General features: G+C 46.5%; 24 protein-coding genes. 5 read left to right on the top strand and 19 right to left on the bottom strand.

Annotation, left to right across the window (positions count from 1 at the left end; all coding sequences use genetic code 11):
• The 8 genes from ACNKW2_RS13765 to ACNKW2_RS13730 all read right to left on the bottom strand — a co-directional run.
• A partial coding sequence (locus ACNKW2_RS13765; protein ID WP_419149079.1) for a thiamine pyrophosphate-binding protein occupies positions 1–1,431 on the bottom strand: 1,431 nt, incomplete at its 3' end.
• 70 nt (positions 1,432–1,501) lie between these two features.
• The gene (locus ACNKW2_RS13760) at positions 1,502–3,490 is read right to left on the bottom strand and encodes an FAD-dependent L-amino acid oxidase (RefSeq protein WP_419149078.1); all 1,989 of its coding nucleotides are present in this window, start codon (positions 3,488–3,490) and stop codon (positions 1,502–1,504) included.
• A gap of 388 nt (positions 3,491–3,878) precedes the next feature.
• Positions 3,879–5,048 (bottom strand): glutathionylspermidine synthase family protein, encoded by a 1,170-nt coding sequence (locus tag ACNKW2_RS13755; protein WP_419149077.1) that lies wholly within the window; start codon positions 5,046–5,048, stop codon positions 3,879–3,881.
• Positions 5,049–5,152: 104 nt separating this feature from the next.
• Complete coding sequence (locus ACNKW2_RS13750) at positions 5,153–5,737, bottom strand: DUF1190 domain-containing protein (protein WP_336567050.1); 585 nt, start codon at positions 5,735–5,737, stop codon at positions 5,153–5,155.
• Positions 5,738–5,746: 9 nt separating this feature from the next.
• Positions 5,747–6,151 (bottom strand): DUF350 domain-containing protein, encoded by a 405-nt coding sequence (locus ACNKW2_RS13745; protein WP_336567049.1) that lies wholly within the window; start codon positions 6,149–6,151, stop codon positions 5,747–5,749.
• A 16-nt stretch (positions 6,152–6,167) separates the two neighbouring features.
• Positions 6,168–6,533 (bottom strand): PilZ domain-containing protein, encoded by a 366-nt coding sequence (locus ACNKW2_RS13740; RefSeq protein ID WP_336567048.1) that lies wholly within the window; start codon positions 6,531–6,533, stop codon positions 6,168–6,170.
• A gap of 201 nt (positions 6,534–6,734) precedes the next feature.
• Positions 6,735–8,399, bottom strand: coding sequence for an energy-dependent translational throttle protein EttA (ettA, locus tag ACNKW2_RS13735; protein ID WP_336567047.1), 1,665 nt, complete (start codon positions 8,397–8,399; stop codon positions 6,735–6,737).
• A gap of 156 nt (positions 8,400–8,555) precedes the next feature.
• Positions 8,556–9,035 carry a hypothetical protein gene (locus ACNKW2_RS13730; protein WP_419149076.1) on the bottom strand — a complete coding sequence of 160 codons (480 nt, stop codon included), beginning with the start codon at positions 9,033–9,035 and terminating at the stop codon, positions 8,556–8,558.
• Between the two features lie 528 nt (positions 9,036–9,563).
• Between ACNKW2_RS13730 and ACNKW2_RS13725 the strand changes: the two genes are divergently transcribed.
• The 3 genes from ACNKW2_RS13725 to ACNKW2_RS13715 all read left to right on the top strand — a co-directional run bounded on the left by ACNKW2_RS13725 (position 9,564) and on the right by ACNKW2_RS13715 (position 11,091).
• Entirely contained in the window at positions 9,564–10,100 is a 537-nt protein-coding gene (locus ACNKW2_RS13725; protein ID WP_419149075.1) for a hypothetical protein, read from the top strand.
• Between the two features lie 74 nt (positions 10,101–10,174).
• Positions 10,175–10,666, top strand: a complete 492-nt coding sequence (locus ACNKW2_RS13720; protein ID WP_419149074.1) for a hypothetical protein — start codon at positions 10,175–10,177, stop codon at positions 10,664–10,666.
• Between the two features lie 38 nt (positions 10,667–10,704).
• Positions 10,705–11,091 (top strand): rhodanese-like domain-containing protein, encoded by a 387-nt coding sequence (locus tag ACNKW2_RS13715; RefSeq protein WP_419149073.1) that lies wholly within the window; start codon positions 10,705–10,707, stop codon positions 11,089–11,091.
• A gap of 71 nt (positions 11,092–11,162) precedes the next feature.
• On the opposite strand, the gene ACNKW2_RS13710 is transcribed toward ACNKW2_RS13715, so the two are convergent.
• From ACNKW2_RS13710 to ACNKW2_RS13695, 4 genes are all read right to left on the bottom strand, one after another.
• Positions 11,163–11,969 carry a methyltransferase domain-containing protein gene (locus ACNKW2_RS13710; RefSeq protein WP_419149072.1) on the bottom strand — a complete coding sequence of 269 codons (807 nt, stop codon included), beginning with the start codon at positions 11,967–11,969 and terminating at the stop codon, positions 11,163–11,165.
• An 8-nt stretch (positions 11,970–11,977) separates the two neighbouring features.
• Positions 11,978–12,733: a Nif3-like dinuclear metal center hexameric protein gene (locus ACNKW2_RS13705; protein ID WP_419149081.1), complete on the bottom strand. Its 756-nt coding sequence runs from the start codon at positions 12,731–12,733 to the stop codon at positions 11,978–11,980.
• 136 nt (positions 12,734–12,869) lie between these two features.
• Positions 12,870–13,946, bottom strand: a complete 1,077-nt coding sequence (locus ACNKW2_RS13700; protein WP_419149071.1) for an efflux RND transporter periplasmic adaptor subunit — start codon at positions 13,944–13,946, stop codon at positions 12,870–12,872.
• A gap of 14 nt (positions 13,947–13,960) precedes the next feature.
• On the bottom strand, positions 13,961–17,071 hold the full coding sequence (locus ACNKW2_RS13695) for an efflux RND transporter permease subunit (RefSeq protein ID WP_419149070.1): 3,111 nt from the start codon (positions 17,069–17,071) through the stop codon (positions 13,961–13,963).
• A 255-nt stretch (positions 17,072–17,326) separates the two neighbouring features.
• Here ACNKW2_RS13695 and ACNKW2_RS13690 point away from each other — a divergent pair, with 255 nt between their 5' ends.
• Complete coding sequence (locus ACNKW2_RS13690) at positions 17,327–17,764, top strand: hypothetical protein (RefSeq protein ID WP_419149069.1); 438 nt, start codon at positions 17,327–17,329, stop codon at positions 17,762–17,764.
• A 20-nt stretch (positions 17,765–17,784) separates the two neighbouring features.
• Here the strand turns inward: ACNKW2_RS13690 and ACNKW2_RS13685 are convergent, their stop codons facing one another.
• The 7 genes from ACNKW2_RS13685 to dinG all read right to left on the bottom strand — a co-directional run bounded on the left by ACNKW2_RS13685 (position 17,785) and on the right by dinG (position 23,504).
• Complete coding sequence (locus tag ACNKW2_RS13685; RefSeq protein ID WP_419149068.1) at positions 17,785–18,570, bottom strand: NPP1 family protein; 786 nt, start codon at positions 18,568–18,570, stop codon at positions 17,785–17,787.
• A gap of 81 nt (positions 18,571–18,651) precedes the next feature.
• A complete protein-coding gene (locus tag ACNKW2_RS13680) occupies positions 18,652–18,819 on the bottom strand; it encodes a DUF2496 domain-containing protein (RefSeq protein WP_419149067.1) in 168 nt (55 codons plus the stop codon).
• Positions 18,816–19,088 carry a late competence development ComFB family protein gene (locus tag ACNKW2_RS13675; RefSeq protein WP_419149066.1) on the bottom strand — a complete coding sequence of 91 codons (273 nt, stop codon included), beginning with the start codon at positions 19,086–19,088 and terminating at the stop codon, positions 18,816–18,818. Before ACNKW2_RS13675 ends, ACNKW2_RS13680 begins: the two co-directional genes overlap by 4 nt.
• 63 nt (positions 19,089–19,151) lie before the next feature.
• Positions 19,152–20,057, bottom strand: coding sequence for a histone deacetylase family protein (locus ACNKW2_RS13670; RefSeq protein ID WP_419149065.1), 906 nt, complete (start codon positions 20,055–20,057; stop codon positions 19,152–19,154).
• Positions 20,057–20,656 carry a primosomal replication protein gene (locus ACNKW2_RS13665; RefSeq protein WP_336567029.1) on the bottom strand — a complete coding sequence of 200 codons (600 nt, stop codon included), beginning with the start codon at positions 20,654–20,656 and terminating at the stop codon, positions 20,057–20,059. The genes ACNKW2_RS13670 and ACNKW2_RS13665 overlap by 1 nt, the downstream gene beginning before the upstream one ends.
• Complete coding sequence (locus tag ACNKW2_RS13660) at positions 20,653–21,432, bottom strand: TSUP family transporter (RefSeq protein ID WP_419149064.1); 780 nt, start codon at positions 21,430–21,432, stop codon at positions 20,653–20,655. The genes ACNKW2_RS13665 and ACNKW2_RS13660 overlap by 4 nt, the downstream gene beginning before the upstream one ends.
• A gap of 2 nt (positions 21,433–21,434) precedes the next feature.
• The gene (gene dinG, locus ACNKW2_RS13655) at positions 21,435–23,504 is read right to left on the bottom strand and encodes an ATP-dependent DNA helicase DinG (protein ID WP_419149063.1); all 2,070 of its coding nucleotides are present in this window, start codon (positions 23,502–23,504) and stop codon (positions 21,435–21,437) included.
• A gap of 180 nt (positions 23,505–23,684) precedes the next feature.
• Here dinG and ACNKW2_RS13650 point away from each other — a divergent pair, with 180 nt between their 5' ends.
• Positions 23,685–26,021, top strand: coding sequence for a DNA polymerase II (locus ACNKW2_RS13650; protein ID WP_419149061.1), 2,337 nt, complete (start codon positions 23,685–23,687; stop codon positions 26,019–26,021).
• The last annotated feature ends 100 nt before the right edge of the window (positions 26,022–26,121 follow it).

The following is a 26,121-nucleotide window of genomic DNA, read 5'->3' as shown; positions in this document are numbered from 1 at the left end:
TGCAAAATTCGCAGTTTTCGCGCAATTCGCGTTAAGTTTTCGCGCGCGGCAACAGCAGGTTTCATGGAAGGCGCCATCGCCTACTACAACCATAGCGCGCTTCTCGGGAAAAGCGCATTTTACACCGGTCCCTGCGGGGACTGAATAGCCAATAGATAACCAAGAGGCTTGTGCGATAAAGCCATCTTGAGCTGGGATTGTTACTGACTGTGCTGCGATCAAGGGAAAGCCAGCATCCACGGTCAATATGTCATCTTTAGTTAGGAATTGCCCTAATGCATTAAAAAAGCTGTCGTAGCCGAGCTCTACTGTGCTTGCGTTATTTGTAACTCGGTGTGGTTGCTGTAAACGAAGTCCTTTGAGTTTTGCACTGTCGTGTCTTATCGCCTTAAATGCTTCAGTAAGGCTTTGTAAGTAATCGTTTAATTGCACAGATGGAAAGAACTTAGCACCAACATAGACTCCCTGATGCGCAGCAAGCACAGTACGCTCACTGCGGATATCTTTATTGCCAGTATCTTTCCCTGTGGTCCATGCGCCAATACCGACTAAAACACCGTCTTGTGAAACCAGCTTATCTACTTCATCGGGAGACAGGGTAACGCAAGCTTCAAACTGTGGGTGTAACTCAGAGATCACAGACTTACTCATCGCCGAGGTGACAAAGCGGATATCACCATGCTCCACGCTATGATGACTATTGATTTCATCTAACAGCTGTAAAAACTCTGCTTGTAAACCATAGCGCTGTAGTTCAACACCGGCCCAAAATATACTCTTGGGACGGCTCAACATTAACTCTACCGTTGCCGCAGCAGCAGCTTTGGCTTCACTGAATGTCAACGTGGTGCCACTGCCGGAGTGAATATTAGCGCTTGGGGCATTACAGGTGCTGCGCCATACATCCTCGGTCACCTCAAGGTAAACCGGCCTTTTATGGGTTAACATTGCGGTTAATGCGGAGTCAATTTGATACGGTGCCTGAGCGGCATTAGTAATGCGCTCAGCGGCCACCGTAATGGGTTTGAACATATGGATATCGACAAACTCATAACCAGTTGTATGGGAGTACAGCAAGCCTGCTCTTTTTGACGTTTGATCTTCTTTATTGGTCGGTGCACCATTAATAAGAATTACGGGCACTTGCTCAACATAAGAGCCGGCGATGGTGTTAAGTAGGCTAAATGCCCCAACACTGTAGGTAACATAAAGTGCTGTTGGTCCTTTTAAGCGAGCGTGGGCATCAGCCGCAAAACCAGCACAGATCTCATTGGCGTTACCTGAAATCGTAATTGGCGAAGCTTCATCTGCCAAAATAGTATCCAGCAGTGCAGCGGTGTAGTTACCGGCAACACCAAACATTTGTGCCACACCCACTTGCTCTAAACGCAGTTTTAAATACTCTGCAACGGTAAAATTATGATTACTCATGATCAATCCTTTTAACTGATAAAGAGGAGGGTTGCTCCTCTTGTCTATTTAGTTTGCTGTGATCAACTGCTTATTTTGCTTCTGATGTATCGAAATAGCTAAGATCGACGCCAAGTACGCTCTCGGGTTGCTTACGACTGGCTTTGCTCTTGTTCGCGCAGTTAGGCTTAAAGTTAGGATCAATGTACTCCATTATCATGCTATCGGAATTTGCTAGGTAAGCTTCTTGGATAGCTTCGGAGGAGGTTTTACCTGTGGGGTTTTGTTGCTGGAATACTTTATCAAAAGGTGCTAAGCCAAAGCCCTTATTTAAGGCTAAATCTGCTGAGCGTAGCGCGCCCTCAACCCAACCTTGATAGTCAGAGAAAGCTTCACCGCAGGTGTATAGCTGAGGTAAAGGCTCAACCAAAGTGGACATGGCCTCTTTATCATCGGTACCAATTGCCCATTGGTGAACCCCAAAGCCAAATTGAAACTGCTCTGGGATGTTGAAATTAACATTCCCTTCCCAAATACGCGCACTGGTAAGAATTGGCTCAGGCACATAATGGGTATTAAAGATGTCTTTAAAGAACTTTGTGGCTTGGTTTACAACCGCTTCGGTGGCTGGGTAAATATCGCTAGGAACTGGCTGCTCAATGAACTCAGCTTCTCTGGGGTGGTGATATAAAGCGCCCTTATTTTGCAAGGCACTCCAAAAGTTGATATTGAGATAATCACAATAGATGGTAAGTGCCGCGGGTCGACTGTATTTTTGCGCTTCGATTAAATCGAGCTTCGCTTGGGTCTCTTTATCTGGGTTGGCATCGCGCTCGTCATACATCAATGCCGCAGCTAATGGGTCATCCAGAGCATAAAAAGGATACACAGAGCCGGTGGGTAAGTCGGCAAAGTTAGGGCCAAAAGACACCGCAGGGCGACCAGTCATACCCGTCCCCCACCAAGCCGAGTCATAATAGAGGTTGATTTTTAGCAAAGGCTGATTGGTTGTACTTTGTAGTGTATCCCATAGGTGATCGCGAGTATTGGCTTCTAGCCGTTGGAATGCGTCTGAACGGAGAAAGAGCTTTTCCAGCGCAAGGCGGGGTAAGGCTAAAATCACCTTATCTGCTGCAACCGTGGCTTTAGGTTGGTCGGGTTGATCCGCTTGACTGTAGTGTAAGATATACTCTTTACGGTTAGCATCAAAACTGATGCTATCGATCTGTGTTTTTAGGTGGATGTTATCTTTACCAATTTTATCCACTAGGGCATTGGGGAGGGTACTAAAGCCATCTTTAAAAGTTTTAAACTCAGCGCTAGCGGGAAAGTCCTCCAGCAATTGGTAGGCAACACCGGCGTTCATTTTGGATAAAAATGTGCCGTTGAAGCCCAATACTCGATAAAGCATAGTGATGCATTCTTGGCTATAGCCCATGTCACTGAGCAGATCCCATAGAGACCACTCATACAACGGTTTGTCTTGCCATTGGCACTCAAGCCGAAATGCCTGCCAAAACTCAGGTCCGCGTACAGTTGGGCGGCCATCAAACTGAGGGTTAACCTGTAAAATACGGTTAAACACCACATTGATGATGCTTTTTGGGTTTACGCCTTGCTCATTGGCATCAAGATTATAGAGTGCCGACCAGATTTGGTAATCTGACTCTTGTGCCTCTTTGGCAGAAAAACTCGTACCGCGAAAGAAGAGGCGGTTATTGCCGTCACTGTTCATTGGAAAAGGGACAATTTGATCTTCTAAGCCCAGAGTTAAAAACAGCGCCATTAAATCGTCCATGCCCTCGAATAAAAAGCGCATCCCGCCTTGTTCTTCTTTAACGGTAATGGTGCTATCAGGGGCTGCACCAGCTCGTTTGTCCTTAAAATGGATCAAGTCCGAGTCCAGTCGCCCGCCAGTTCTATTGCTGCGCTCAAAGATGGCAATATCATCGATATTGGCTTCATTTTGTAGTCGCCAAGCGCTATATAGCCCCGACATACCTGCGCCAACAATGGCTACTTTGACTTTAGACGGAATGGTTTGTGGTTTGATTTCTTTACCAAGTTTATAGTGAGTCATAACAGTTCCTTATACGATGATGTCTCACACTTTTGAGGCAGACTGCTTTTACTTCCTAGCTCGTCAAGTGGTTATGATGGTTGTAAAAATAGCTTTTTATTAATGCGCCGTGCTGGTGTATTGCTGCTTTACTAAACAGCCTTTATTCATTGCCAATGGACTATTTACCACGGCAAAGGTTATTAAGGTTGAGAATAAGACTGCTACTCGAAGTGCAATACCCCAGTGAACATCGCGAATGAGCTAATCGAACTTGGGGCTTACTGTGCAACTGCATAGCATTACCATCACAACAGGGGAGGTTGTTGTTGCAGTAGGGCCATGGATCCGCTCAACGCTTTGGTACTATATACTGTAGTACAAAGGTTAAGTTTGTGTTAATTTTTATTTACCCAAGGATGATGTGAGGTAAAAATCGGCTTAAATCTTGGGTGATGAGACTACTGTCTTCTCTGACGCCGATACCCACGGCATTATCGCCAACCATCCATGATCCTATCAAGGTACGCATATCAGAAAACTCTGGTAAGGCATGGTAGGCTTGGTAGATATAGCCTTCAGCGCCATAGTCACCAGAAGATTGCGCCAGCAACTGACCATGACGATAAATGTCGATATTAGCGCCTTCACGAGAAAATAAGGGCTTTTTGACATAACCACTGGGGTGATGCTGGAGCTTACTTTTGTCTGCTTCAAAATAGGCTGGCAGTAAGTTCGGATGGTTCGGAAAGGTCTGCCACAGTAAGGGCAGTATCGCTTTATTTGATAAAATGGCTTTCCATGCCGGCTCAAGCCATTGGGTATTACTCGCCGTCAGGGAGTGGCTATATTCATCAGTAAACATAAACTCCCAAGGGTATAGCTTAAACATCCAATGGATTGGTTGTGACTGGAGGTCAACAAACTGGTCTTCAATGAGGCCAATATCCTCTATAAAACCTTCTCGTGTTTTCAATCCTGCCGCCATAGCACAACTGCGCATATATTGAATTGTGCCTAAGTCTTCGCTGCTGTTTTTGCAGCAGGCAAAGTGAAGCGGCTGGCCGCGGTGGAATTTATGTAACTGATAAAAACGCTCAATCAATGCTTCTTGCAGGCTGTTAAATTGATCTGCGTTTCTTGGTAGCTGACCGGCGTCGACTTGCTGTTGCAGCCACAGCCACTGCCAGTAGCCAGTTTCAAATAACGACGTGGGAGTATCATAGTTGGCCTCAAGCAGTTTAGCCGGTGATTTGCCATCGTAGCTAAAGTCAAAGCGACCATAAAGGGCTAAGTCACGGCGTCGCCATGAGCGGGTAACCAGTTCCCATTGCGACTGTGGTATCGCGAATTGTTGTAACAGGGCTTCGTCATTGCAAACCAACTCCACTACATGGAGCAACATTTGATGTAACTCTTCGCTAGGAGCTTCGAGGTCTTGCTCAATTTGTTTCAGAGAAAACTGGTAGTAGGCGCTTTCGTCCCAATACTTTTCACCGTACATGGTGTGAAATTCAAACCCATGGGCTTGGGCTTGTGCCTGCCAATCGGGCCGCTCTTTGGCTGTTATTCTAAACATGGCGAGTATCGCTTAATTATTCTTGTGAGCCATTGCTGTTTTGCTATACCACTTGGTTGGTCTAATTAAGAAGTGTGGCGGCAGGTATGGAGCTAGGGAATTCCCTAGCTTCCCCAGCTGCTTCTAGAGGCACTGCGGCCAAAGCCGCCACGGCTTCTGGTGACTGATTTTGCTCTGGGTTTATAATTGAGCTTGGAACTTTTTACGGTGGTTGTGCCAGCAGTTCGAGAAGAAGCAACAAAGTCGTTTTGCGAGTTGCGATAGCTAAAAAAGTCGTCTCTTGCTCGGTATAATGGCTTGGCACCTGAGTAGTAGCCACCGCTTAGAAAGGCCGCTTTTTTGCGTTTGCGCTTTTTCATCATGTCCAAGCCTTCGTCGACGGCTTCAGCAAGGGCCGCGACCATAAAGCCAGCCATGATGGGGCGCCAAATACCACCAGATTCTTCACAGCGGTCGTAGCCAAAATCACTTTCACACAAGCGTTCAGCAGCGTACTTGGGGGCTTCCTGCTGATGGTTTTGTAAGGCTTGCTGGTATTGGTACTGACAAGCTTCTTGCTCGACACCAAAAGAGGTACACTCATCAACATCTTGAAAAATAAGTGCTGACTCGTCGCGGTCACCACAGGCTGTAAGGCCACCGGTTGCGCCCATTAATAAAGTCAATTTGATTGATTTACTCCTTTTCATCTCGACTCCTTAATAGGTCATACACGCGGCATTTAGAATTCCAGTCGCCAACGAGGCACCGCCTAAAAATAGCCCTGCACTGATATGGTTACTTTCGATTTTTTCCGACAGTTTGGGCATGTACAGTCTAACGATAAAGAAAGTAATTAACTGCATAACCCCAGCAATAACACCCCATACAGCAAAGTCGATTAGAGAGACGGCGTTGACGGCGGCGCTAGCAATAGGCAAAACAAAACCAATGATGGTGCCACAAAACGCAGTGGCAGCCGCAGGATTATTTTCTTTGACTAACTTCCACTCACAGTGAGGAGTAATCTTGGTGTATACAAACAAAAATAACAGCGTCAGAAGGTAGGCTAGGCCAAAGTAGGTAATAAAGGGAATAAATCCTTGTAATGACTCCAATATCATAGTTTTCTCTTATTTTTTAATTATCTTCATGGGTAAGCTGCTCCAGCTCACGATGCAGTATATCATCATCCCCTAGGTTCAATTCAATCAAACGTTTTAAATGTGACACACTTTCCAAATCAATTTGGCGACAATGCAAGCCTAAATGGCCCAGTTCAACATGGCGTACCTCTACCTCCATGGTGATTTTAATGTCACTGTCAGGCAAGTAAAAAGTAAGGCTAGCGGGATCATTTTTCAGTGGCACATAGCCATCAGGCAAGGTGACTAAGGCGCCATTGAGTGAAAGGTCTAAAATTTCGCAGGTAAAGTCACCACTCGACGCCATAAAGCGCGCCTCATTGGTAAAGGTTACTCTGGAAAAACGTCTGCGTTCTTTCATACTCGATCCTAAAAAAAGTCATAATTTAATAATAGCTTATTTAACGCAAATGAGAAAACTCGAGCGCTTTTAAGCTGGCTAAGCAAAACGTTAGCGATGAATTACAAGGGTAGTATTTGTGTTGATAAAAACAAAGCCGAGCGGGAGATTTATGGTAATAAAAAAGCCCCAATCAATGGGGCTCTTTTATGGGGTTGGTGATTAACCAATTTTTTTGTATTTGATGCGCTTAGGCTCTGCCGCTTCTGCACCATAGGTTTTCTTCAACCACTCTTCGTATTCGGTGTAGTTACCATCGAAGAAGTTTACCTGCCCTTCATCACGGTAGTCGAGAATATGAGTGGCAATACGGTCTAGGAACCAACGGTCGTGGGAAATACACATTACGCAGCCTGGGAATTCCAAAATGGCGTTTTCTAGGGCACGAAGGGTTTCGACATCGAGGTCGTTGGTTGGCTCATCCAGTAACAGTACGTTACCGCCAGCCTTCAGTAGTTTCGCTAAGTGGAGACGGTTGCGCTCACCCCCAGAAAGCTCTTTGACAAACTTCTGCTGGTCATTGCCTTTAAAGTTAAAGCGGCCGACGTATGCCCGGCTTGGTACTTCAAAGTTGCCAATTTTTAGAATATCTTGGCCGTTAGAGATCTCTTGGAATACGGTGTTGTTGCCGTCCATATCATCGCGGAACTGCTCAACTGTAGCAATTTCAACAGTCTCACCAATGGTGATATCACCGCCGTCAGGTTGTTGCTCACCGCTTAACATTCTAAACAGAGTGGATTTACCTGCACCGTTGGCACCGATGATCCCAACAATTGCACCTTTAGGCACAGTAAAGCTTAAATCATCAATTAATAAGCGGTCGCCAAAACCTTTGCGTAAATTATTCACTTCAATGACCTGATCGCCTAGACGTGGACCCGGTGGAATAAATAGCTCGTTGGTCTCGTTACGCTTTTGATAATCGTTTTGCTGCAGCTCTGTAAACTGTGCCATCCGAGCCTTAGATTTTGCCTGACGGCCTTTAGGATTTGAGCGCACCCACTCAAGCTCTTTCTCAATAGACTTTTGTCGCGCTTTTTCTGACTTTTCTTCTTGCTTCAAGCGTGCATCTTTTTGCTCAAGCCATGAAGAATAGTTACCTTCCCATGGAATACCATGGCCGCGGTCAAGCTCTAAAATCCAACCTGCAACATTATCAAGGAAGTAGCGGTCGTGGGTAATGGCAACCACGGTGCCTTCATAGTCGTGTAGGAAGCGTTCTAGCCAAGCAACCGACTCGGCATCTAAGTGGTTGGTAGGCTCATCCAGAAGAAGCATATCTGGCTTTTCTAATAGTAAGCGACAAATGGCCACACGGCGGCGTTCCCCCCCTGACAGGTGCTCAATTTTAGCGTCCCACTCAGGTAAACGCAGCGCGTCAGCGGCACGCTCAAGGGCGTTATCGAGGTTATGACCATCGTGAGCTTGGATAATCGCTTCCAGTTCACCTTGCTCTTTAGCTAGCGCATCAAAATCCGCATCTTCCATCGCGTATTCGGCGTAAACTTCATCTAACCTTGCCAGAGCTTGTTTTACTTCACTCACTGCCTCTTCAATGGTCTCGCGCACGGTTTTACTTTCATCAAGTACCGGCTCTTGCGGCAAATAACCAATTTTAGTACCAGGCTGAGGGCGTGCTTCGCCTTCAAACTCGTTATCAACGCCAGCCATAATGCGCAGTAGCGTCGATTTACCCGCACCGTTTAGGCCTAAAACACCAATTTTAGCGCCAGGGTAAAAGCACAGTGAAATATCTTTAAGAATAGTGCGCTTAGGTGGCACAACCTTGCTCACCCGCGACATGGTATAAATATATTGAGCCATGAGTTTCCAATCTCTAATTTGATTTAGTTGTATTTTAGAGAAAGCCTTACGGGGCTGCAATGTTGACAGGAAACTTTGTTATTGTGCTAGCAACAGGCGGTGAGTAATGAAATAAGCTGTGATGCCTAAATAGACTTCGTTGAGGGAAGAAGCGAGTTACTTAACTAACACCGAATACTCAAAATCATTATGCTGTGAGTTGGCGGCGATCACTACCTGATAGGTTTTTTTACCTAGCATGACATAATTGACTTTGCCGACCTTCAATGGCTTAGGAGTGCTGTCAATATCCATTAACCAGACGCCAGCTTCGGTATCTGCGGCTAAATTGATGAGCGGCCTGTCGCCACTGTTGGGGATGTACAATGCAGCATGATGGCTTTTGCCCCAAATCGCTTTGAGGTCATCGTTTTCTTTTATTAAGGTATAACTGGCGGGGCCCGATGGTCGGATTTCATTGTGCTGACTGACTTGGCATTGACTGCAAGCGATTTTGGCAGCAGTGCGGCTGGTTTGCAGTTGACCGTTGAAAATGATCCCTTGGCCATCGATTTGCCATAACGGTTGACCCTCTTGATATTGATTGCAGGCAATCAACATCGTCATCATCACTGCTATGCTTAAGTGCTTTTTCACTTTAGCCGCTCCAAAGGACCTAATTATTCATTCCATAAAACAAGCTAACGATAACTTATTTCCCCTCTATGTTTATAATAGCGAAACGCTATGTATGCTGTATAGATACAAACGTTAACGAATGTAAAAACAAAAAGAGGACTTCGCCAGACAAATACCGATACGGCACTTAGGCTTTTCTGAGGTTGAGAAGTGACTTAACTGGTGTACTTTAGATAATCAACTAGCACTAAGATGGCTGGCCTGGTAAGGTTTTTGTCGCTCCCTCATAGGTGCCTTGCCAAAGTGGAATATGACCGTTTCGGATGGAGTCATTCCTAAAAAAGGCTATACAAACATACTTCCTAGCCGAGTTAGCTTGGCGCTTATTCTCTCCTGTTAATGTGACATTTACGTCGCAAAATGATGTCTATTTGAATACAGCAGCACAGAACGGCAGAGCGATAGGCGATGAGGCTATTTTATATCTCAAGTTTTAGTTGTTTGTACCGATAAAAACCTAGCTTTACTAAGGAAAGAGGAAAGCCTATGACCATTCAAATTCAACCACTAGCAAGCTGGCCCAGCCTCAGCAAAAAGGCGAAGGTATCCGCGGCTCAGACGCCAGCGTCTTCAGCAAGCAATACCAGCTCTACTCAGAAAAGCTCAGAAACATCGCCTACGGCTGTGTTGTTGTCTAAGGAGTTAGATGACGAAGCGGCTGGCTATAAAGAAGATAATGCGGTGTTCAAAGAAGACTATGAAGCACTCGAACAAGCCATGGAGCTGGTACAAGCACAAATGACCCAATTGCAACAGCAAATTACCACCCTGAAACAAGCACCAGCACAGCGTTACCTCAATATCGATAGCTCACAACAAGATGTCGAGTCTACTGAGCGATTGCAGCTCGAGCATGTGGGCAGCAAGAAGTATCGAGATGCGACCAAAATTGATGAAATTAAACACTTAGAGCAGCAACTGTCAGAGCTCAAGCAGCTGCAAGCAGAGCTCAGAGTGAATATGTTAAAAATGATTTTAGCAGAGCGTAAGCGGCTGGAAGAGTTGGCGCGCAAAAATCGCTAAAGTAAGAAATTAGGGTGGCACATAGCTCTTGAACTATGCTTTAACACCTGTGTGAGTTATTAAAAGGACATAAGATGAAGAGCAAAGCGGCAGTGGGTATGCTGTTATTTAGCTTCTTTAGTCATGGGAACTGCCAAAAAGATGAGCACCGTCAATTTGATTTTTGGTTGGGGCAATGGCAAGTAGTGCGTGACGATGGCCAACTGGCCGGCAGTAACCAGATCACCAAAGGCTATAATGGCTGCGTGATTAAAGAGCGCTATCAGGCGGTATCGGGTTTTCATGGTGAAAGTGTTAACATCTTTGACGTCACCACTGGGCGTTGGCATCAAACCTGGGTCGACAGCAGTGGACTGTTATTACAATTACAAGGCGGCTGGGAAGATGGCGAGATGGTGCTGCAGGGTGATCGCCAAAACCTGCAAGGCGTAAAGATACAAGACAAGATCACTTGGCGGGTAAATGGCGATGGTTCAGTCCGTCAGCTGTGGCAAAGTAAAGTGGCCGGTGGTGACTGGCAAATCACCTTTGATGGTCACTATCAACGCCAGCATCAAAGCCAGTAACACAGGCCCTATAAACATAAATTACAATGAGGTTTTAAATGAAAAAGTGGATACTATTCACCCTACTAATAATCAGCAGCACAGCGTTTGCGGCCAAGTTTGAGTCTGTGTCACAGCAGCAGTTGTTGGTCAATCAAATGAGCGCTGAGCCAGATGTGATTGTGGATGTTAGAAGCCCTCAAGAATACGCCGCTGGTCACATCAAAGGCGCCATCAATATCCCATTCAATCAACTTGATAAGTATCAGCAGCAATTGCAAGCTCTCAAAGATAAAACCCTGGTGGTGTATTGTCGCTCAGGCAGAAGAGCAGGGATTTTTATTGACGCTTTGCAGCCTAAGGGCTATTCATTAAAACACCTTGAAGGGGATATGAACGGCTGGCAAGCCGAGTCGTTACCCGTTATCCGCGAAGACAACAAATAGAGCAATTATTGCCGAGAGCGAGAAGGAGTTAATGGCCGCAAAGAGCGCAAGTTAACCCCTTCATGGCTGTTTTAGCGCTTGTGCTGTAACATCAGGTGGGTATAACGACCTATCGAAGCATACGGCTCGCAGCGATTGTATTTCAGTTCTAACGCCAGCAAACTAGTAAAGTCCTCATCGGCCTTGTTTAGCTCTCGCAGGTAATCGTGGAAGCATCGCACCCCGGTTTTTTGCAAAGTAATGAGGTTGGCCTGCTGCAGCCATAGGTTAACATCCGCCGCTTGCAGCGGTTTATTCGGGCTCAGGCCTACCTTTTGTTTTACTTTCAGCCCTTTGTTGACGTAATCAAAGTTGCCATACACCATATTTGCCATCACTTGCGCTTCGTAATTGAAATACATCAGCGACAAGTAGCCATCGGCGCTTAGCTGGCGCTTGAGTAAATCGATGGCTTGTTGCTGCTCAACCAGCCATTCCAATACCGCATGGCACAAGACTAAATCAAATTGCCCCAACGCCAGTTGCTCGATATCTTGCAGTGGTGAGTGGATAATGGTCACTTTATCGCTGAGACCCGCCTGCTGGGCTTTTTGTGCAGCAATATCGAGCATTTCTTGGGAGATATCGACTAGGGTCACATGATGGCCCTGAGCGGCCAAAAACAAGGCTAACTGACCTTGGCCACCGCCCAAGTCTAAGATGCGTTTGCTGGGGTCCTGACCAAGCCAGCCCACTTGCTCCTGAATATCGCGTTTAAGCACTGCTTCGCGGATTTTCCCCTTATTGGTGCCATAAATGTTTTGCTTAAATTTATGGCTGAGTTCAGTAAAGTTCCTATCGCTCAGCGGGGCTTTATTAGCGTGTTTTTTCCTAGCCATGGGCAAGCTTATACTGGGTTATCGATATCAATAAATTCAACTTCAAGATCATATTGCGCCGCTAAGTATTCGCCTAACGCTTTCGCACCATAACGCTCAGTGGCGTGATGTCCGGCGGCGAAAAAGTGAATTTGCTGCTCGTTTGAAGAGTGAATGGTTTGCTCTGACGCTTCACCAGTAAGGTAAGCATCAACCCCTTGGCTGGCGGCTAAATCAATAAAGCCTTGTCCGCCACCGGTACACCAAGCGATAGTTTTTATTTCATGCTCGCCTGCAACGTTTAACAGTGGCTTACGCTGTAATTTTTGTTCTATTAGCGCGGCGAATGCCTCAGCCGTCATAGGTTGTTTTAGCTTGCCTTTGACTGCCACGCTGTTTTTATTCCAAGGCTCAAGAGGGCGCTCATATTCAATGCCTAATAAATCCCCTAACTGGGCGTTATTACCAAGCTCGGGGTGAATATCTAAGGGCAAGTGATACGCCAGTAAATTAATATCGTGAGCGAGTAAGGCTTGGATGCGGCGTTTTTTCATACCGGTGATGCACTGATCTTCGCCTTTCCAAAAGTAGCCATGGTGGACCAAGATGGCATCGGCGCCACGCTCAATAGCGGCATCAATGAGAGCTTGGCTTGCGGTCACGCCGGTGACAATTTTTTTAATTTCTTCTTTGCCTTCAACTTGTAAGCCATTTGGGCAGTAATCACTGATCTGAAATGGTTTAAGTAACTCGGTAAGTTGGTTGACTAATTTTGTGCGTTTCATCATATCCCCCAATAGTTAATGGCCGCTAGTTTAACTGTTTTAAGGGAAAAGAAAAAAGGGCGGGGAGAAAAATAGAAAAATGAGCCAGTTCATCCATGAAGTGGCTCATTGGGCTAGTAATTTTGTCATTGACCACTTAAGGGCGAGTTTGCACCTCAACTTGTTGACCGCTCTGCAGTCGTTCGGCGCCACGAATTGCCACTTTATCGCCCGGATTTAAGGCATCGGCTGTACTTGGGATCACTTCCACCCATTGGCCTTTACCGCTACCAACACGAACCGGTACTTGCTGCGCTTTATTCTCGGTGTCAATTTTAACCACATGCGTACCTTGCTTACGTAAGATTAAGGCGTCTCGATTGACTAGTAATGCCGCTTTGGCACTGGCCAGTGGTACTGTCACATCAACCAATTGACCCACCGCCCAGCTACTTTGCTGTTGCGGTGCGAGGGCGGCTCGGATCTCCACCGTTTGAGAGCGAGGATCGGTGGATGGGATCACCGCAGACACCACGGCGTTGCTGCGCTGGGGTTGTGATAGGTCTCCGGTGCTAATGGGCAATTCCAGACCTGGCTGGAGGTAGCGCAAATACTTAACTGGCACATACAGGCGTACTTCTAAGTTTTCAAGATCAAGTACTGACAACAGCGGCTCTGCGCGATTTACATCGCGACCGGGTCGCTTCAAGCGCTCACTCACAACGCCGTTAAAAGGGGCGTTAATGGTGGCACGGCGTAGCTTATCTTCAATCACTTGCAGTTCTACTTTAGCGAGCGCAATATCCGATAATGCCAAATCGTGTTTGTTTTGCATGGCATCAACCTGGCTCTTTGCAGCACTACTGCTTTCGGCCAGTTGTTGCAGGCGTTTAAGCTCTTGGCGGTATAATCGCACGTTAATTTCAGCCCGTTTTAGCATTTCTTGTTGCCGTGCTTTATCAAGTTCCAGAGGCAAGGTATCCATGCGCACCAGTGGCTCGCCTTTAACCACATGGGTACCAGGCTCCGCCACGTAGAGTAAACGGCCATTAACGCCAGCGGTTAGGGTAACGTCGCCCTTGCCGTAGATGGTGCCGTTAACGGCAATTTCACTGGTGAGTGATGCCTTGGTTACTTCGGCAACGCTCACAGGAACCACTGCCTGAGCGGGTAGGGCTATTAAACAGGCGATAAAATTCAAAAGTAGGTAGCTAAATTTAACAACGCTTTTCATTGTTCTCTCACTGATCACTGGTTGGCCACTAAACTGAGCGGCGTTTTTGTCGTTTCTGCTGTGGTGTTTGATGGCGGCGTTTGGCGGCCAAGTTGCAGCAAGCTGGGCATAAGAATAAGGGTAAAAATGGCACTGATTGCCATACCACCGACGATCACTGTGGCTAAGCCACGATAAATCTCTGAACCCACACCCGGCATTAGCATTAATGGCAACATGCCGAATAAGCTAGTTAGGGTACTTAAGTACACGGGTCTGGCTCGCAGGAATACAGCTTGTCTAACGGCATCTTGGCGCGGCATACCGCTCGCCATAGCAACGCGAGTTTGGTCAACCAGCAAAATGGCATTATTCACCACCAAACCAAGCAAAATGATAAAACCAATCATGGTTAATAAATCAAGCGACTGGAAAGTGAATAGGTTGAGAACAAATAAGGCCAGTACGCCACCGGCAATGGCTAACGGCATAACTAATAGCACTAAAGCACTGTCTTTGGCCGACTTGAATAGTGCCGTCATCAACAAGAACAGAATAAATAACGCCAGCGCAAAGTTAATCGCCATCTCTGTCATGGCAGAATTCATTTTTTGTGCATTGCCCCCTAATATTGCTCCAGCGCCTTCTGGCAAGCTGGCTCGAACCTTGGGCATTACCTGTTCAGATAAAATCGTTTGCGCTTGTTGTAAACTCATATTGGCAGGGGGAGTCACCACCACACTTACTGTACGTCGCCCATTCACACGGCGTAATTGGGTGGGCCCCACGGTGCGCTCAACGTTGGCCAGTTCCCCTAAAGTTTGTACCCCAGATAAAGGCGTCACTATAGGTAGGGCTTTTAACTCTTCAGGAGTTTGCCAGCGCTCACCGCGCAAAATAACATTCATGCGCTCATTGCCGTCGAAATATTCATTAACGAATAAACCACCAGTATAGGCTTGTACTGCTCGAGAAATATCACGGCGAGTAAGCCCTGCTTGAGTAATACGACGGTCATTAGGCGTTAGTTGTAACTCTGGCTCTGCCATGTCTAAGCGCGGTTGTGGCTGAGCGGTGGCCTCAGGAAAAGCGCTTTGCACTTCTTGCAAGGTGAGCTTGGCGGCACTGACAAGACTATCTAGGTCGGCGCCAGTCAGGTCGATATTGATATTGCGGCCATCACCGCCATTGGCCACTTGGATCATCGAGCCGCGGAAGAAAAACACTTGGGTATCGGGGAGGTCGACAAAGATTTCTTCTTTTGCCACCTGCATTAACTCCTCAACCCGCTGGGGGTCGGCTGAGTAAATAAAGCCACCGGCATTGGCGCCAAAGGCATAAAAGTTAAAATCTTTAATGCCAGGCTCTTTGTCACCGAGGTAATAGGGCATTAAGCGCTCTTTGGCACGTTGTAATAGCTCCTCTTCCATAAACTTCACATTACCGCCTGGGGGCGTGAGCAGATTAAAGAAAAAGCCATCCGTTGGTGCTCGCGGCATAAAGTCTGTTTTGGGTAACATGGTCATGGTCGCAACAACTGAGCCGCCCAGCAATACGGTGATCCAGCTCAATTGTTTCACTCGGTTATTGGTTAGTTTCATTATTAGCGCGGTCAGGCGTTGCCAGTATTGACGGTAAGGATCGGCCGTTGAGCCAGTGTCTGGCCACAAGTAATTCGCCAGTGGAATAATCGTAATGGCGCAGATCATCGAAGCGATAACCGCGATAGATAAGGTTAATGCCAAGTCGGAGAAAAGTTGTCCTTCAATGCCAGCCATAAACAAAATGGGTAAGAAAATGGCGACGCTGGTGGTGGTAGAGGCGAACAAAGCCCCGGTCACTTGAGCGGCACCTTTAAGTGCTGCCTTCTTGGTATCAAACCCTTCACTGCGTAGCCTAGCGATATTTTCTTGCACTATAATGGCGGCATCAAGCACCAAACCTACGGCAAAGGCAAGGCCTGCTAGTGAAATGACGTTGAGGCTGCGATCAAATATATTTAAGGCTAAAAACGCCACCATTAACGACACAGGTATGGTCGCTGCAATAACAAACGTTGCTTTAAAGCCGCGGAAAAACAACCAGAGTATTAAGCAAGATAGAAGCACCCCAAGGCCGAGATTGCCTTTCACCAGAGAAAGGGCGTTGCGGATATGCACCGAGGCATCAAAACTAAGCTCAATGGTAAGGCCTGCTGCTGCCAGAGGTCCTTGATTAAGCTCGTCTATGGCCTGGTTTATTTCATCTAGCAGTGCCACGGTATTGGCTTCATTGGCACGAATGAGACGAATGTAATAGGCCGGCTTACCATTGCGGCCACTCATTCCTAATTTGTCTGAGAAGGTTCTTTCAACCGTGGCGATATCACCTAAATAAATCGGTCTCTCACCAGAGTAACCCACACGCATTTGTGCCATATCAGACAAGTCGTATTGGCCGGTAAATCTGACGGTATATTGTCTTCTACCGACATCTGCCAAGCCCCCTGAGGTGTCTCTTGAACTGGCTAATACATTACTGATTTGGTCTAAGGTGATGCCGAGTGCGGCTGCTTTATGAGGATCAAAGGTGATCCGCAACTCTTTCGGGCGCTGGCTGGCCAAATCCACTCTGGCAATGCCGGGAATACTGGCAAAACGTGGTTCAACTAGCTCATCGATTTGCTGCTGATATTGCGCCATATCTAAATCTAGACTGTCACTGTCATAGTTGGACGGCGTGATTTGTAACGTTGCGGTGGCTTCGCCATTGTTACCGCCAGCAAACACCACAGGATCAAAGGCATCCAGCGGTAAAGGAGGGGCTTGATTTAAACGCGTTATGACATCCAGCATGGCCTGCTGCATATTCGCGCCAACGGCAAAGGTAAGGGTAATTGCACCGTTACCACGGTTAATATTGGTGTTTACTTCCAGCGCTCCCGGGGTATTTTTTACCGCGTTTTCCAGCGGCTCAATAATCACCGATTCGATTTCCTCAGGGGCGGCTTGGCGCCAACCAGAAAAAATGGTGATTTGCGGTTGCTCTATGTCAGGTGTTAGCTGGATCGGCAGCTTAAAAATACTCAGCATGCCAAACAACATGATGAGCACTAAAATGACAATTACACTCGCTGGGTTCTTGAGCGAACTTCGTGTCAGGTTCATGAGGTTACTTCCACTGTGAGTTTGAGTGCATTGTAGTGAGATGAAAAAAAAGTGCCACTCTTGTGAAAATCACGTTCACAGCATTTAGCGGTACTTTACCGTTATTTCGCGATAAGTTGCCAATTTCGAAATACCTTGTAACGCTTTATTGTATTTTGAAAAACTTTTTTTGATCTCGGCCACCCTGCCTTTATGAGTGAAGTGAAATAATCCAAATAAAATTGACATGCGAACCCGAAAGAAAAGGAGACTTTGATGTTTGTAGCATTACCCTGGGACCATATTATTGGTGCACATTTCGTGCAGTGGATAGTGGTTGAGTGCAAAGAGGTAGGGGAAAAGTTTGGTTTACCTCAGGCATTACCGCCACGGCGTGATATTGCTTATTTTACCCACCCTGAGAGTGCGGAGTCTGACGCCAAGCGTTTTGCTCGGTATAAAAATCAGCTGGTGAATGGTGAGTTAGATAGTAACTACTCGCCTTACCTAAGCGACCATCATGGCTACTGTCACTATGGCTGGGATCATACCTATCTTGGTGAGCTTATTCGCCACGCGGTGCTTTACTGGGAAGATGGTAAGCACCAAGCAACAAAACCGCACCGCAGCGATATTGGCTATTTTATCGACCCCAAACACAGTGAAAGCGACAGTGTCTTTTTTGCCCAATACAAACTCGGCTTAATAAAATAGTTGCCTAGTTGATTGCGCCACTACTGGGCGCGTTCGACATCCGCTTGAGAGAAAGCAGGGTAACCAGACGGCCGAAAACGATTTAAGTTATCTAGAAAGCGAGTGTCTTTAACTGGCACTGTGGCCGAGCCATAATCATAGCTATTCAGCTTGTCTCTTAACTCGGCATTGCTTAGGCCATCACCTTGCATCTCATACCAGCTAATAATAGGCGGGGTGACAAAAAAGTGGTAGTCATTTTCTGCCACTTCGTTTGTTTTTGCGAAGCGCAATGCGTGGGTGAGAATCCCGTCTTTATGATAAACAATTTTTAGCAGGCCATTTTCAAAGGGCAACTCAGATGCCGGTTTGGTATAAAGATCGCCATGGGCACTGTAGCTGCCATGAGTGATCATACCGTCTTTAAGCCACACCGCAGCGTACTCCCAGTCATGACGGTGGCCGCCACCAAAAAAATCAAACACTTGGTCTTTCTTAAAGTAAAGGGCATAAAAGTGACCGCAAAACTGGCCTTGGGCGGTGCTGGTGCAGGCATAGCGATGTAAGGTATTCGATGTCGCCAAAAACTGACTGTCACGGCAATCGCCACCCAGCCGTCCGGTGGTCTTGAGCCCTGAGTTTTGCTGCCCAGTTCGGCTTATTCCGGCACTTGGCAGGCAGCCGTCACCATCAAAGTCAAACACTGGGGCTGTACCGGCAATGGTATTTGGCACCGGTAAGGCTTGGTTTAAGGCATTAAAGTCATGTGCTATAGCCGTTGTGGAGACTAGGGCTGTAGACAAAAATAGGCTAGATGTTGAGGTCATTGCTGTTCCTAATTAGTTAACTGTAAGGGGTGGAGCATCACCACAATAGAACAGCAGTATGACGTATTTGTATATTATTTGTTAATTTTTTTGGGGTTCGCTGTCACTCAACTTGTTTTCAAAATCGGCTTTTACGATCTCTAGAGCGGCTAAGGCATCTTGCGCTGAGACGTCATGCTGTTCCAGTAGCATGATGAGATCCACCGCTAATTTTACATGGGTAGGGGCTTGGTCTAGTGCGTTATTCATGGTTGTAACTTTTTCTTCTTTGCGACTTCTGCAACGGCAACATCAATGGCTTTTTCTACTGCGGCTTCCATTTCCACACGTTCCGATTGTGGCAAGTAAAACTCCATATCAACATCGTAGCGAATGTATCGAGCTGGTAATTGATTGAGCACAGTACAACAAAAATCCGCCATCACATCATCATCGTACACTGCATCAAGCTTACGACTAACAATGTGGTCTACCACTAATTTTTCATAATAATTATGGATATCGTCATGTAACTTCATATTGCCTCCTGCAACAAGTGCTTTGCGTCGCCTAAAAAGGATACACCAAAGTGTATGATCAGTTTATATCATAATAGCGAGGTTATCGAACAAAGCCAAAAAGGTTTGTTCATGAATATCAACAAGGTGCTCAACATTACGTTGATAACCACCACCAAGTGCAATGGCTAATGGCGTATTATGCTGTGCGGCCAATTGCATGACCAAGGAATCCCTGGCTTTCACACCTGATTTAGAGACATTGAGCTGACCGAGCTCATCGCCTTGATAGATATCTGCGCCGGCATTATAGAGAATAATATCGGGCTGGTGGAGGCGAATAACCAATTGCAGAGCATCGCTTATAGTTTCCAAATAGCGCTCATCTTGGCACCCTTGTGGTAATGCAAAATCATAATCGGAGGCGGGCTTTACCCTAGGAAAGTTGCTTTCACAATGAACCGAGCAGCTGACTATGTTATCACGCAGTGCTGTACAGGTGGCGGTGCCGTCGCCTTGGTGAACATCACAGTCAAATATCACCACCTTTTCAGCTAGCTCTTGGTTAATAAGGTGAGCTGCGGCCACGGCCCAATCGTTGAAAATACAAAAGCCACTGCCAAAATCTGGATGAGCATGATGATAGCCTCCGCTTAAGTTGGCTGCCACGCCGTGTTGTAAGGCAAATTTAGCAGCCTCAATACTGGCTCCCACTGAGGTAATGGTGCGTGAAACCAGCGTCTGGCTCCATGGGAAGCCCATTTTCTTAATCGCCTTATCGCTTAAAGTACCTTGTAAAAAGGCATCGACATACTCTGGATGGTGGCAACCCAAGAGCATTTCTCTGGTCGCGGCTTGCGACGGAGTGCTGAGGTACTGTGCTAATGGCCCTTGTTGCAGCCGGGCATGCAGCTGCTGGTACTTGGAAATAGGAAAACGATGGTGCGCGGGTAAATCAAGTTGGCTGTAGCTGTGGTGATAATAAATCATTAGCGGTTTTGATTTTTCTCGACTTCTTGAATTTTTTGTTCAGTGGCTGAGATAGCCTTACGGCATCGACCTAAACGGCCATGAAGGGCTAAAATTTCACCATTGAGCTTGCTGGCTTGCTGTGGCGATGCTTTATCCATTTGTTGTTGACGAATATCGATCATCTCTTGTAAACGGCGCTCAAATTCATGGTTTTGTGATAACTCTTGGTACAGCTCATGGGATGATTGCATGATTTTTTGCACTGCTTTTTTATACACTTTGGCTTTTTTAGGGGCCTTATTTTTGTTTTCTTTTGCCCACACTGGGGTGGATTTTAACACCTTTAAAATGGCTTGTATTTGACTGCCAATGCGCTCAATGGCAAACGCGAAGGCGTGGCGCTGTTCGGATGGTGGCAAATGTGACATGGCCTCGGCAATTTCATCGACATAATCGCTTAATTTCAGACTTTTGGTGCGAAATACTCGGGTGTCGAATAAGCTCGGTTGCGCTTGAATGTAGCGGTTTTTGTCAAACCATTTGGCGTTATCGAACTCGGCCGCTTGTTGCTTTAAGCGATCCAGTTGCTGTTGCAGTTTGAAAAGTCCCACACTCATGAAAAGTAGGCCTCTACAATAAGCTTACCGGCAAGGGCGATGACCACCACATTAAATAGAGGCTTAATCAATTTATTGCCAAATTTAATGGCGGAGTGAGCGCCTAACCAAGCACCAAGCATTAAAAACAGTCCCATGGTCACCCCCAGTAAAAAGTTCACGTGGCCCAAGGCTACGAAGGTGATCAGCGAGATAAAATTAGAGACAAAATTCATTGAGCGAGCGAGGCCGCAATTTATCAACAAGCTCATTTTATAGAGCATGCTATTGGATGCAGTCCAAAAAGTCCCTGTGCCTGGGCCCGCCATGCCATCAAAAAAGCCCAGCGCTAAGCCTTGCAGCCATTGTTTCACTTTGAGCCCAGTGGTCTTGTTTGGCAAGTGGTGAGACTCGGTGGGGCTGAGCTTGCCAACTAGGCTATAAATGGCCACGGCGATTATAATGATAGGAATTAACTTATTGAGAAATTCAATGCTGAGCCTATCTACCAGTAAGGTCCCAAGCATGGCGCCAATGGCCGTTGCCAGTATCGAAGCGAGCCAGAAGCTGGGTTTAAAAAGTTGCTTTTTGTAGTAGGTAAAGCTGGCTGTCAGTGAGCCAAAGCTGGCGGCCAGCTTATTGGTTCCTAAACTTAAGTGTGGCGGCAGGCCAGCGGTTAACAGTGCCGGCACAGTGAGCAAACCGCCGCCACCTGCAATAGCGTCGATAAAGCCGGCAGCTAACGCCACGGCGCAAAGCAGCCCCCAAGTTGTGGGCTCGAGTGCAAGTTCAAACATGGTTAGTCAATTTGCCTTCTATAAGGTGGCAGAGTATCAAGCATGGCTTTACCATAACGCTTTGTTATCAATCGCCTATCTAAAATGGTGATACGGCCAGAATCGGTTTCTTTGCGCAGCAGTCTACCACAGCTTTGGACTAATTTCTTGGCGGCATCCGGTACAGTAATGGATAAAAAAGGATTACCTCCTTTACTTTGTACAAACTCCGCTTGCGCTTCTTCAATGGGGGAAGTGGGCACGGCAAAAGGGATTTTAGTGATGATCAGATTCTCTAAGTATTGCCCTGGTAAATCGAGTCCTTCTGAGAGGCTTTGCGTACCAAATAAAATACTGCCGCGGCCAAGATCTATATTGGCCTTATGACGAGTAAGTAAGGCTTCCCGAGAAAGCTCCCCTTGCACCAAAATATTGAGTTTTTTATTTCTAAGCTTTTCAACTACGTGGTTCATTTGCCAGTAGGAGGCAAAGAGTACTAAATTGGCTTTTTGCTTATCTAGGTAGTCGGGTAGCGCTTGCGCTAAGTAATCACTAAAGGCTTTATCTGTGGGTTCGGTGGCCGTTTTAGGCAGGTGCAAAACGGCTTGATTAGGATAATCAAACGGTGAGTCGGCTTTGATGTATTTTACCCCTGGCTCTTTTGCTAAGCCACTTTCATGGGCAAAGTGATCAAAGTTACCCAGCGCACTTAACGTCGCCGAACACAGCACGGCACCGGCACATTCCCGCCACAGTTTGTCTTTCAAAAAATAACCGACTTCAATGGGGCAGTCACACAATAAATGGTCGTGATGATGTTTATATTCCATGCGCTTGATCCAGCGGGCATGGGGCACGCTCTCATTGGTTTTAGAATAGCTTAACCAGAGCTTGTTCAGCTGCTCAAGGCGGTTGATGTACTGACCACTTTCAACTAACAGCGGATCGGCTAAGAAGGCTTGGACATCGCCATCGGAAACATCACCAGACAGGGCATCATGCATTTTGCTTAGACAGCGTAAGGCGTCTTGAGTAGCATCGGCAATGTCTTTGGCCTTAACGGTGAGTGATTCTGGGACTTCGCCGTGACTAAAGCGGTAGGTGTCATCGTCGCTGTAATTGAAGTCAGCTTGGTCTAATATATCGCGCACCGCTCTTAAGTGCTTAGCGGCATCATTAGCGGCATCGTTGAGCTTAAAATTTTGCCCAATGGCTTTTTGTGATACTACGGTATTAGCCATTTTACCACTGAACTTAAGTAGCTTTTCGAGCCACTCTATGGTGCCTTTGATGGTTGCCGCAGCAGAAGAAAAGTCTCGGGTAATATGGGGTAAGTGGTGGGCTTCATCAATGACGTAAAAGGTGTCGTCAGGCTCGGGTAAAATGGTGCCACCACCAAGCTCAAGGTCCGCCAATAACAACGCATGATTGATCACCAACACGTCCATTTGCGCAATTTTTTGCCTGGCTAGATGAAAAGGGCACAGGTGATGAGATTTCAGTTGCCGCTGACAGGCATGCTTATCGCAGGCAATGATGTTCCATACTTTATCTGGAATGGTGTCTTCCCAGCTATCTCGGTCACCTTGCCAGCGTTTATCTTGATAAGCCTGTGCCAGCTCTCGTAAGCACTTTTGTTCCATTTGCGTCAGTGGGCTACTGGTGGTGGGCATCATCGACATTTGCATATCATCGTCGCTGATTGCCGCCATGAGTTTTTGCACACAAATATACCGTTGCCGACCTTTGACTAAATCAAACTTGAAGTCAATTCCTGAGTATTGCTGCAGAAAAGGCAACTCTTTGTTGATCAGTTGTTCTTGCAGAGCCACGGTTGCGGTTGAAATCACTAACTTCTTTTTGCTGGCTAAAGCAACCGGTAAAGCGCCCAATAAGTAGGCTAACGACTTTCCTGTGCCCGTTCCAGCCTCAATGACACAAACTCGCTGAGTGCGGTGGTAATTTCCCGATAAGGTTTTGGCTATTTCAGCCACTAAATAGTTTTGACTTGGGCGCGGACGAAAGCCATCTAGGGCTGCAGCAACACTCTGATGTGCTTGGCGAATATTTTTTTTCAGCTTATCTGAGAGCATAAAATGTTGTGTCTCTGTTGGTTCTATGTGCAAAGTTTGAGCGTCACAGTGCGATACGGCCCTGAGCCTGAATGACTATTTAAGTATGTCAGTTTAGCGCTGCTTTTAGGTTGCCATTGGTATTCAATCAATAGGTGGATATAATCACAGTAACTCATCTATTTTAGGGCGGTATCTAGGTTGACACAAGCGATATATCAAGGCTTTGTTTTGTCTCGCCAGCAGCTGCAGGTAAATGGTCAGCTGCGCTTGTGTTATTGGCTTAAATCCTCTCAAGGGTTGTTGAAGGCCTGGGTGGAAGGTGAGCAGGCCTTATTCTTTATTAAAGCAGAGCAAAGTCAAACGGCTCAGCAATTACTGGCTAACCATCAGCTTAATGCCAGCGTTGCAGACACCGAACTAAAGCACTTTGATCAAAGTGCCATGGTGATCCTCAAGTTTACTTCGATAAAGCATCACTACGAGGCAAAACTGCTGTTAAGTGCTCATATGCCTCTATACGAAGAAGACATTCGTCACTGTGACCGGTATTTAATGGAGCGCTTTATTCGTGGTGCGGCGTGGGTAAAAGGGCGAGCAAAGCAAAAAAATGGCTTTATTGAAATTGAAGATGCCCAGTTTAAAGCCTGTGACCATTATTGGCCGCCGCTAAAGCCGCTGTCTTTAGATATCGAGTGTAATGGTGAAGGGGTGCTGTTTTCTATTGGCCTTGCCAGTGAGGATCATAAGCGGGTGTTGATGATTGGCGAGCCGCAACCGTGTGACACTGAGGTGATTTGGGTGGCGGATGAAATTGCGCAGCTACAACAGTTAGAAATAGAGATCCGTCAGCTGAATCCCGATGTCATTATTGGCTGGAATGTCATTGAATTTGATTTTGCGGTGCTGGCAGACCGTGCTGAGGCCTTGGGGCTCAGTTTACGCCTAGGTCGCGATGGTGGTGCAGTGTCGGTGTATCGAGGCAACTACACTCGGGTGCTTATTCCCGGCAGGGTGGTACTAGATGGTATTGATATGATGAAAAATGCCACTTATCACTACGAAACCTTTAAGTTGAGCTTTGTTGCCGAAAAAGTACTTGGAACAGGAAAGCTACTTAGCCAAGATGATCGTTTAGAAGCCATTATCAACTTATTTCATCATGATAAACCGGCATTAGCGGCGTATAACCTGCGAGATTGTGAGCTGGTGCTCGATATTTTTGCAAAGCTCAACTTAATTGAGTTTGCCTTGGCAAGAACACAACTCACCGGGCTTGAGCTAGAAAAGATGGGCGGCTCAGTGGCGGCTTTCACTAACCTTTATCTGCCGTTATTGCACCGCAGCGGATACGTCGCTCCCAACCTTTCAGAGCATGGCCTTCACTTTGACAGCCCCGGCGGCTATGTCATGGATTCCAAGCCTGGTCTATATAAAAACATCCTAGTGTTGGACTTTAAAAGCCTATATCCATCGATTATTCGTACTTTTTGCATCGATCCCATGGGCTTGATTGAGGGGTTGAAATCACCGCAAACGGCCATTGCTGGATTTAACCAGGGTATGTTTAGTCGTGAGCATCATCACCTTCCTGAGCTGGTGCGAACCCTGTCAATGGCTCGAGAGCTGGCAAAACAAAATGGCGATAGGATGTTGTCACAGGCGATAAAAATCATTATGAACAGCTTGTACGGGGTATTAGGCTCTAAAGGCTGTCGCTTTTATGATCCGCGACTATCCAGTTCGATTACCATGCGCGGACATCAAATTATGCAACTGACCAAACAGTGGATTGAAGCTAAAGGCTATGAGGTGATTTATGGCGATACCGATTCCACCTTTGTCAGTTTGCCCGAGCATTTGTCGCAAGATGAGTGTCAGCAGATAGGGCGGCAACTTAGCCAAACCATTAACCGTCAATGGCAGCAACACTTAGTACAAGAATACCAGCTAAAAAGCCACTTAGAAATTGAGTTTGAAACCCATTACAGTCCGTTTTTTATGCCTACTATCCGCGGCCAAGAGGTGGGATCGAAAAAGCGCTACGTGGGTCAAATACAAACACCTAATGGCCCTGAGCTGGTGTTTAAGGGCATGGAGTCAGTAAGAAGTGACTGGACAGACATTGCCAAAGAATATCAGCAAGCGGTGATCCGAGCCTTGTTTGACGGCTTAGATACTCTGGAAATTACAAACAGGTATATTGATAAGATTTTTTCCGGCGCAATGGATGATTTTTTAATTTATCGAAAGAAGCTGGGGAAACCTTTAGATGCTTACACTAAAAATATTCCTCCTCAAGTTAAAGCAGCGAGGTTGGCCATAAAGGAAGGCTTATCAGTCAGCACGAGCAAAGGGACTGTAATACCCTACTATTTATCCACCCAAGGGCCACGGTATGCCCTGCCTGGCAAGCTGAGTAATATTGACTATCAGCAGTATGTTGAGCGACAAATTTTGCCAATCTATCACATGCTCCCAAACGCCTCTGATTTAGTGTATAGCTATGCGGGCCAACAAAAGCTCGATTTAGGTTAACTTTGTGCAGCAGTTAATGCCACAGGAGTACAGAATTAGCGAGGTGGTCCGTATCATACGTTTCGTTTTGCTTTCACTCTCAGCCATCACATCAAAGTCT

This window comes from Pseudoalteromonas 'SMAR' (genome assembly GCF_048515945.1).
Classification (GTDB): domain Bacteria; phylum Pseudomonadota; class Gammaproteobacteria; order Enterobacterales; family Alteromonadaceae; genus Pseudoalteromonas.
Note: the sequence above shows the minus strand (reverse complement) of the source record. Positions and strands in the feature narration are given on the sequence as shown.